The 7,441-nt window shown below is 54.6% G+C and carries 6 protein-coding genes; 2 read left to right on the top strand and 4 right to left on the bottom strand.

The genetic code is table 11. The annotated features are described in order from the left end of the window. Positions 1-3: 3 nt before the first annotated feature. The 3 genes from plsX to yceD are packed head-to-tail and all read right to left on the bottom strand — an operon-like array spanning position 4 to position 1,755. On the bottom strand, positions 4-1,038 hold the full coding sequence (plsX, locus tag BEI65_RS05900; RefSeq protein ID WP_099062536.1) for a phosphate acyltransferase PlsX: 1,035 nt from the start codon (positions 1,036-1,038) through the stop codon (positions 4-6). Between the two features lie 11 nt (positions 1,039-1,049). Continuing rightward, the gene (rpmF, locus tag BEI65_RS05905; protein ID WP_012006327.1) at positions 1,050-1,217 is read right to left on the bottom strand and encodes a 50S ribosomal protein L32; all 168 of its coding nucleotides are present in this window, start codon (positions 1,215-1,217) and stop codon (positions 1,050-1,052) included. Positions 1,218-1,233: 16 nt separating this feature from the next. Next, positions 1,234-1,755 (bottom strand): 23S rRNA accumulation protein YceD, encoded by a 522-nt coding sequence (gene yceD / locus BEI65_RS05910; RefSeq protein ID WP_099062537.1) that lies wholly within the window; start codon positions 1,753-1,755, stop codon positions 1,234-1,236. 141 nt (positions 1,756-1,896) lie between these two features. Between yceD and BEI65_RS05915 the strand changes: the two genes are divergently transcribed. Then, on the top strand, positions 1,897-2,478 hold the full coding sequence (locus tag BEI65_RS05915) for a nucleoside triphosphate pyrophosphatase (protein ID WP_157765433.1): 582 nt from the start codon (positions 1,897-1,899) through the stop codon (positions 2,476-2,478). A gap of 17 nt (positions 2,479-2,495) precedes the next feature. On the opposite strand, the gene rluC is transcribed toward BEI65_RS05915, so the two are convergent. After that, positions 2,496-3,449: a 23S rRNA pseudouridine(955/2504/2580) synthase RluC gene (rluC, locus tag BEI65_RS05920; protein WP_099062539.1), complete on the bottom strand. Its 954-nt coding sequence runs from the start codon at positions 3,447-3,449 to the stop codon at positions 2,496-2,498. A gap of 552 nt (positions 3,450-4,001) precedes the next feature. Between rluC and rne the strand changes: the two genes are divergently transcribed. Then, positions 4,002-7,388, top strand: coding sequence for a ribonuclease E (rne, locus tag BEI65_RS05925; RefSeq protein WP_099062540.1), 3,387 nt, complete (start codon positions 4,002-4,004; stop codon positions 7,386-7,388). Positions 7,389-7,441: the final 53 nt, after the last annotated feature.

The following is a 7,441-nucleotide window of genomic DNA, read 5'->3' on the forward strand; positions in this document are numbered from 1 at the left end:
CGATCAGTCACTCTTAGGTAATACAGCTTCAAGGCGCGCAGCAATCCTGTCAGGGACTTGCCGCTGCACCGCCTGCACAGCCTGTTCGATTGCAACTGCAAACGCGTGCGGGTTCGCAGCGCCGTGGCTCTTGATTACGGTGCTGCGCAATCCTAACAGACATGCGCCATTATACTGGTCGGGGTTCAGGTGGCCGAACCGCTTTACCACCCGTTTTTGCAACCAACGGCCCAACAATTTTAACCACCACGCCTGCTTGCCACCGTCTCCGGATGATTTCAGCAGCGATAAAAATACTCTTACCACCCCTTCCATGGTTTTCAGGGTGACGTTACCCACAAAGCCGTCGCAGACCAACACATCGGTTTTACCGGTGAGGAGATCGTTGCCCTCCAGGTAACCAATATAGTTGATTGCCGGAGTATTTTTTAGCACGGCGGCCGCTTCGCGGATGTTATCCAGGCCTTTGGTTTCTTCTTCACCAATATTCAGCAGCGCCACGCGTGGTTGCGCAATCCCCACCACCTCTTCGGCCATCACCGCGCCCATCACCGCAAACTGTACCAGCATGGTACTGTCGCATTCGACGTTGGCGCCCAGATCCAGCACCACGGTTTTGCCACCCAGCTGATTCGGGATCACCGTCATCAACGCCGGCCGTTCAATACCGTCCAGCGGCTTAATCAGCATTTTCGCCAACCCCATCAACGCGCCGGTATTGCCTGCGCTGACGCAGCCCTGCGCATCACCGTTTTTAGTCAGTTCCAGCGCAATGCGCATGGAGGTACCACGGCTGGCACGTATCGCTTGTGAGGGTTTGGCGTCGCCGGCAATCACTGATTCAGCGGGCACAACTTGCAAACGTTCCAGAAGAACCGGATCGGCTTTGGCAAGTAAGGGAGAGAGGGTGTCGGGATTGCCGACCAGCAGAAGATGAAGCTGTAAATTAGAGGCCAGTGCCTGCAATGAAGCAGGCACTGTGACGCAGGGACCGAAGTCCCCGCCCATTGCATCTAACGCCAGGGTTAGACGAGTCAAGGTACCGCTACTTAGCCGATAACCTTGCGACCGCGGTAGAAACCGTCGGCAGTGATATGGTGACGCAGGTGAGTCTCGCCAGATGCTTTATCTACAGACAAAGTGGCGGTGGTCAGAGCATCGTGTGAACGACGCATGCCACGTTTGGAACGGGTTGGTTTATTTTGTTGTACGGCCATGGACCTTACTCCTTAATTACTTACGCTTTAAACTGGCTAATACGGCAAATGGATTTGGTTTCTCCGCCTCTGCAGGCAGTTTGCCAAATACCATGTCCGCTTCGGACACTTCACAGTGTTCAGATTCATGTACCGGGACGACAGGCAGTGAAAGAATAATTTCATCTTCAATCATTGCCAGCAGATCGACTTCGCCAAACTCATCGACTTCGATCGGCTCGTACGCCCCCGGTAATGCCTCAGCCTGCTCATCATTGACGACCGGGCTAAAACAATATGTTGTGTGAACATGATGTTCAAACGGCACTCCACAGCGTTGGCACATCAGCATTACCTGGACGTCCGCATGCCCTGTTATTACCGCGAGGCGCTGGTTATCAATATCAAAGGATAACGAGACCTCAACATCACTGTCCACACTGACCACAGAGGCGGCAACACGTGTAACCTGCTCAGGCGCATAGGAACCAACATAGTCCAGGCGTTTCTGAGCGGTACGTACCGCATCAATGGTCAAGGGTAATTTTACCTTTTGCATAGGGCGCGCATATTAACTTTGTAACGACTTAGAGTCAAAGAAAAAGGCCGTAAAACGGCACCTTTCACCAATATTCGCTTCCTCAGCGGCGGACAGTTTAAAATGCCCACTCTATTTACGCTACGGTTTACGAAAAAAATTATGCAAAGACTGCTCCTTGCCTCCACCTCGACCTACCGCAAGACGCTGCTGGAAAAGCTGCATCTGCCTTTTATCTGTGCCGCTCCGCAGGTCGATGAAGCCCCGCTGGCCGGGGAAAACGCCGAAGCGCTGGTGCTACGACTGGCAGCGGCGAAGGCCCAGGCATTGGCCAGCGCCTACCCCGACCACCTGATTATCGGCTCAGATCAGGTCTGCGTGATTGACGGTAAAATCACCGGAAAACCGCACACCGAAGAAAATGCCCGCGCGCAATTGCGTCAGGCCAGCGGCCAAAAGGTCACTTTTTATACCGGCCTGGCGTTATACAACAGCCATAGCCAACACCTGCAACTGCTTTGCGAACCTTTTCACGTGCATTTCCGTGTGTTGAATGAGGCTGAAATCGACGCCTATGTTCGCCTTGAGCAACCGCTCAACTGCGCAGGCAGCTTTAAAAGTGAAGGTTTGGGCATTGCGTTATTCGACAAGCTGGAGGGGCGGGATCCGAATGCGTTGATCGGTCTGCCGCTGATTGCGCTACTGGAGATGCTGCGGGCTGAAGGCATCAACCCGCTGACATAAAGTACGGCTTACTGTTCTTAAGACTGCTTGCGCAATACCTGCAGGCAGTGGCGCAACTCTGCGTCCATCGGCGCTTCGATACGCATCGTTTCGCCAGTGCCTGGGTGTTCAAAGCGCAGCGCCGCCGCATGCAGGAACAAACGTTTGAGCCCGGTTCCCGCCAATTGGCGATCGAATTCACGATCGCCATAGCGGTCGTCAAAGGCTATTGGATGTCCGGCGTGCAGGGCGTGAACGCGGATCTGGTGAGTGCGTCCGGTGATCGGGCTGGCCTTGACCAGCGTCGCATGCTCAAAGCGCTCTTCCACCTTGAAGCGGGTTTCCGACGGTTTGCCCTCGCTGTTAACGCGCACAATACGTTCACCGCTCTGCAGAATATTTTTCAGCAGCGGCGCCTGTACCGCTTTGCAATGCGACTGCCATTGACCGCGAACCAGTGCCAGATAATCCTTCTGCATCCCTTTCATCCGCAGTTGCTCATGCAAGGAGCGCAGCGCGGAACGCTTTTTCGCCACCAACAGCACGCCAGAAGTGTCGCGGTCCAGGCGATGCACCAACTCCAGGAAGCGGGCTTCCGGACGCAACGCACGCAAAGCTTCGATCACGCCAAAACTCAGACCGCTGCCACCATGCACCGCAGTGCCTGAAGGTTTGTTCAGCAGCAGCAGGTGATCGTCTTCATACAGAATGCAATTGGCCAGCGCGGCCACTTTATCCAGCTTGGCAGAGACCGGTGCCTCTTCACGCTCGGCAACGCGTACCGGCGGCACACGCACCACATCACCGGGCGCCAGCTTGTATTCCGCTTTGATGCGTCCTTTATTAACGCGCACCTCGCCTTTACGTACGATGCGATAAATCATGCTCTTCGGCACGCCTTTCAGGCGGGCAAGCAGAAAGTTGTCGATTCGCTGACCGGCTTCGTCGTCAGAAATCGTGATTAGTTGTACTGCAGGAATGTTCGTTTTCATGGGGCAGGATTCTAAATAGAGCGCGTAAATAGCGCCACTTCTTTTTATGTGCTTAACTGTCTCTCTGACTGCAGGCGAAACTCCAGCGGACAATAAGGCAGCAAGCCGGTTTGAACGTTTGCGATTTCTTCCGCAGTTAAGGAAAAGTCACCTTGCTATAACAGTATCAGCAGTGGAATAATGCGTTTACTTTCCACGTTGATTCTCGTTAAACAGGGAAAACTGTGGAATTATAAAATTTGTCTGATGGCACAAAAACGCAGCAATGGCGTAAGACGTAATGTGAAATCAAACAATTAGCGGGCTGCGGGTTGCAGCTTGGCCGGCAAACGGAATCAGATCTGTCGACGTAAATCAGAGGCTATTCCCCTAGTAAAAGTGCTGTTTTTCACAAAGAAATACAGGCTTACCGAGATAATGCGCCCCTATGCAGGCGACAACCGTGAGGTTGACGGCTTTGCGAGAAGACACGGGGTTTTCGGTTTTAATCCGGCCATGAGGTTATTTTGCCCGCAGCTTTGTCGATAATGTAAAAATAACGAGTAAGTTAAGATGAAAAGAATGTTGATTAACGCAACTCAGCAGGAAGAGTTGCGTGTTGCCTTGGTAGATGGACAGCGGCTGTATGATTTGGATATTGAAAGTCCAGGTCATGAACAGAAAAAAGCGAATATTTACAAAGGCAAAATCACTCGTATAGAACCAAGTCTTGAAGCAGCGTTTGTTGATTACGGCGCCGAACGACATGGTTTCCTCCCTCTTAAAGAAATCGCTCGCGAATACTTCCCAAGTAACTACTCTTCCCATGGTCGCCCAAACATCAAAGATGTGCTGCGCGAAGGCCAGGAAGTGATCGTTCAGGTTGATAAAGAAGAACGTGGTAACAAAGGCGCTGCCTTGACCACCTTCATCAGCCTGGCCGGCAGTTATCTGGTGCTGATGCCGAACAACCCACGTGCCGGTGGTATTTCACGCCGCATTGAGGGTGACGACCGCACCGAACTGAAAGAAGCGCTTTCTTCCCTGCAACTGCCAGACGGCATGGGTCTGATTGTTCGTACCGCCGGCGTTGGCAAATCTGCCGATGCGCTGCAGTGGGATCTGTCATTCCGCCTGAAGCACTGGGAAGCGATTAAAAAAGCCGCTGAAGGCCGCGCTGCGCCATTCCTGATCCATCAGGAAAGCAACGTTATCGTGCGTGCATTCCGCGACTATCTGCGCCCGGACATCGGCGAAATCCTGATCGACAATCCAAAAGTTCTCGATCTGGCCAAAGAGCACATTTCTGCCCTGGGCCGTCCGGATTTCAGCAGCAAAATCAAACTGTACAGCGGCGAAATCCCTCTGTTCAGCCACTACCAAATCGAATCCCAAATTGAATCCGCTTTCCAGCGTGAAGTTCGCCTGCCTTCCGGTGGCTCGATCGTTATCGACTCCACCGAAGCGCTGACCGCTATCGACATCAACTCCGCGCGGGCAACTCGCGGCGGCGATATCGAAGAGACGGCGTTCAACACCAACCTGGAAGCGGCAGACGAGATCGCTCGTCAGCTGCGCCTGCGCGACCTTGGCGGCCTGATCGTTATCGACTTTATCGATATGACCCCGGTTCGCCATCAACGTGAAGTGGAAAACCGCCTGCGTGACGCCGTTCGTCAGGACCGCGCACGTATCCAAATCGGTCGCATTTCCCGTTTCGGCCTGCTTGAGATGTCACGTCAGCGCCTCAGCCCATCACTGGGTGAGTCCAGCCATCACGTCTGTCCGCGCTGTAACGGCACCGGCACCATCCGTGATAACGAATCGCTGGCACTTTCCATTCTTCGTCTGATCGAAGAAGAAGCGCTGAAAGAAAATACCAAAGAAGTTCACGCCATCGTGCCGGTTCAGGTTGCTTCTTACCTGCTGAACGAAAAACGTGACTCGGTGAGCGCGATCGAAAAACGTCAGGGTGGCGTGAAAGCGATCATCGTGCCGAACGATCAGATGCAAACCCCGCACTACTCTGTACTGCGCGTGCGTAAGGGTGAAGAAACACCAACCCTGAGCTACCTGCTGCCAAAACTGCACGAAGAAGAAATGGCCCAGCCGCTGGAAGATGCGCCGATGGAGCGCAAGCGTCCTGAACAACCGGCTCTGGCTTCGTTCTCTTTGGCTGCGGACGCCCCACCACCGGCAGAAGAACCGGTTGTGGCTCAAGCTACCGTCACTGCGACTGCGACCAAGCAAACCGCACCTGCTGCCGCTGCCAAACCGGGTCTGTTGGGCCGTCTGTTCGGTGGTCTGAAAGCGCTGTTTGCCAGTGAAGAACAGCCGGTAGTCGAAGCCAAACCTGTAGTGGAAGCGCCGAAGTCTGAAGGCAACGGTGAAAACCGCCGTCAGGATCGTCGTGGCCAACGCCGTCAGGGCACCGGTCGTAAAGACCGCGGAGAACGTGGTGAGCGTAGCGATCGTCCAGAACGCGGTGAGCGTAAAGAGCGCGGTGAAGGCCGTGACAATCGCGAAAATCGTGAGCCACGTGAAAATCGCGAACCTCGTGACAACCGCGAAGGCCGTGAAACACGTGAAGTACGCGATGAACAGCGTCGTAACCGCCGCAATGCGCCACAAGCCACTGCAGCCGTAGTCGAAGAGCCACTGTCTGAAGAAGCCGCCAAGGCACAGCGCGAAGAACAGCAACAGCGCCGTGACCAGCGTGCCGATCGTCAGCGTCGTCGTCAGGAAGAAAAACGTCAGGCTCAGCAGGAAGTGGCCGCGCTGGAAAGCGTAGAAACCGCAACCACGACCACAACCCATGTCAGCGTTGACGAAGATCTCGAAGAACGTCAGATGCAGAACATGCAGCGTCGTCAGCGTCGTCCTCTGACGCAGAAAGTTCGCGTGCTGTCTGCGGAAGAAGAACTGCATCGTGCAGCGGAAGAACTGCTGGCGCCAAAAGCACCGGTAGCGAAAGTCCAGGACGTGCAGCCTGCCCAGGTTGAAGACAGCGTTAAACTGCTGCCGGAAGCCATTGAGGCACAGACTGAGGATGATGCACAGGACAATCGCGCTAATGGCGAAAACGGCATGCCACGTCGTTCACGTCGTTCACCGCGCCACCTGCGTGTTAGCGGTCAACGTCGCCGCCGCTACCGTGACGAGCGTTATCCTACCCAGTCACCAATGCCACTGGCAGGGGCTTTCGCCTCTCCGGAAATGGCTTCGGGCAAGGTATGGGTAAGTTACCCTGTCACACAAACCGCGCAACTGATTGAAGAAGCAGAAGTTCAGACTGAAGCTGTCGAAATCGCTGCCGATAATGTCATGGCACAGGAAGCCGTCAGCGTTGCCGCTCCGGTGATGGCTGAAGTCGCGGTGCAAGCCGTTGCGCCAGTGAGCGAGCCGGAAGTGGTGGCCACCGCAGTAGAACCCGTCCAACCGGTTGTTGAAACCGTTGAACCGGCGATCGCTGCCCAGGCCGAAGAAACCACACCAGCCCCTGTAGCTGAAGCGCCAACAGTTGAAGAAACTGCAGTAGTTGAAGCTGCACCGGTGGTAGAGGAAGCCCCTGCGGTTGAACCTGCCCCTGTGGTTGAAGAAACACCGGTAGTGGCTGCAGCAATCGTTGCTGAAGAAACTGTCGCTGAACCAACACCGGCGTTCGTTGAGCCCGCAGTTGAAGTCGCCCCCGTGCAGGAAGTTGCTGCGCCGGTGGTGGTTGAAGAAAAAGCGCCGGTTGTGCAACAGCAGCCAGCACCGGTGCAAGAGGTGCTGTATAAACACATCGCCACTGCGCCAATGACCAAGGCTCCTGCACCGGACTATGTAGCGGATCAGCAGCAGCAAAGTGATTGGCAGCGCCCTTCCTTCAACTTCGAAGGCAAAGGTTCAGCAGGTGGCCATGCGGCGGCAAATCAAGCCACTGCCCCGGCAACCAAACCGCAGCCAATTAACGACTAAGTTAATCTGCTTCGATAAAAAAACCCGCCATTTGGCTAACACCGTTCACTTAA

Origin of the sequence: Serratia sp. BW106 (genome assembly GCF_002607755.1) — a bacterium.
Classification (GTDB): Bacteria; Pseudomonadota; Gammaproteobacteria; order Enterobacterales; family Enterobacteriaceae; genus Serratia; species Serratia proteamaculans.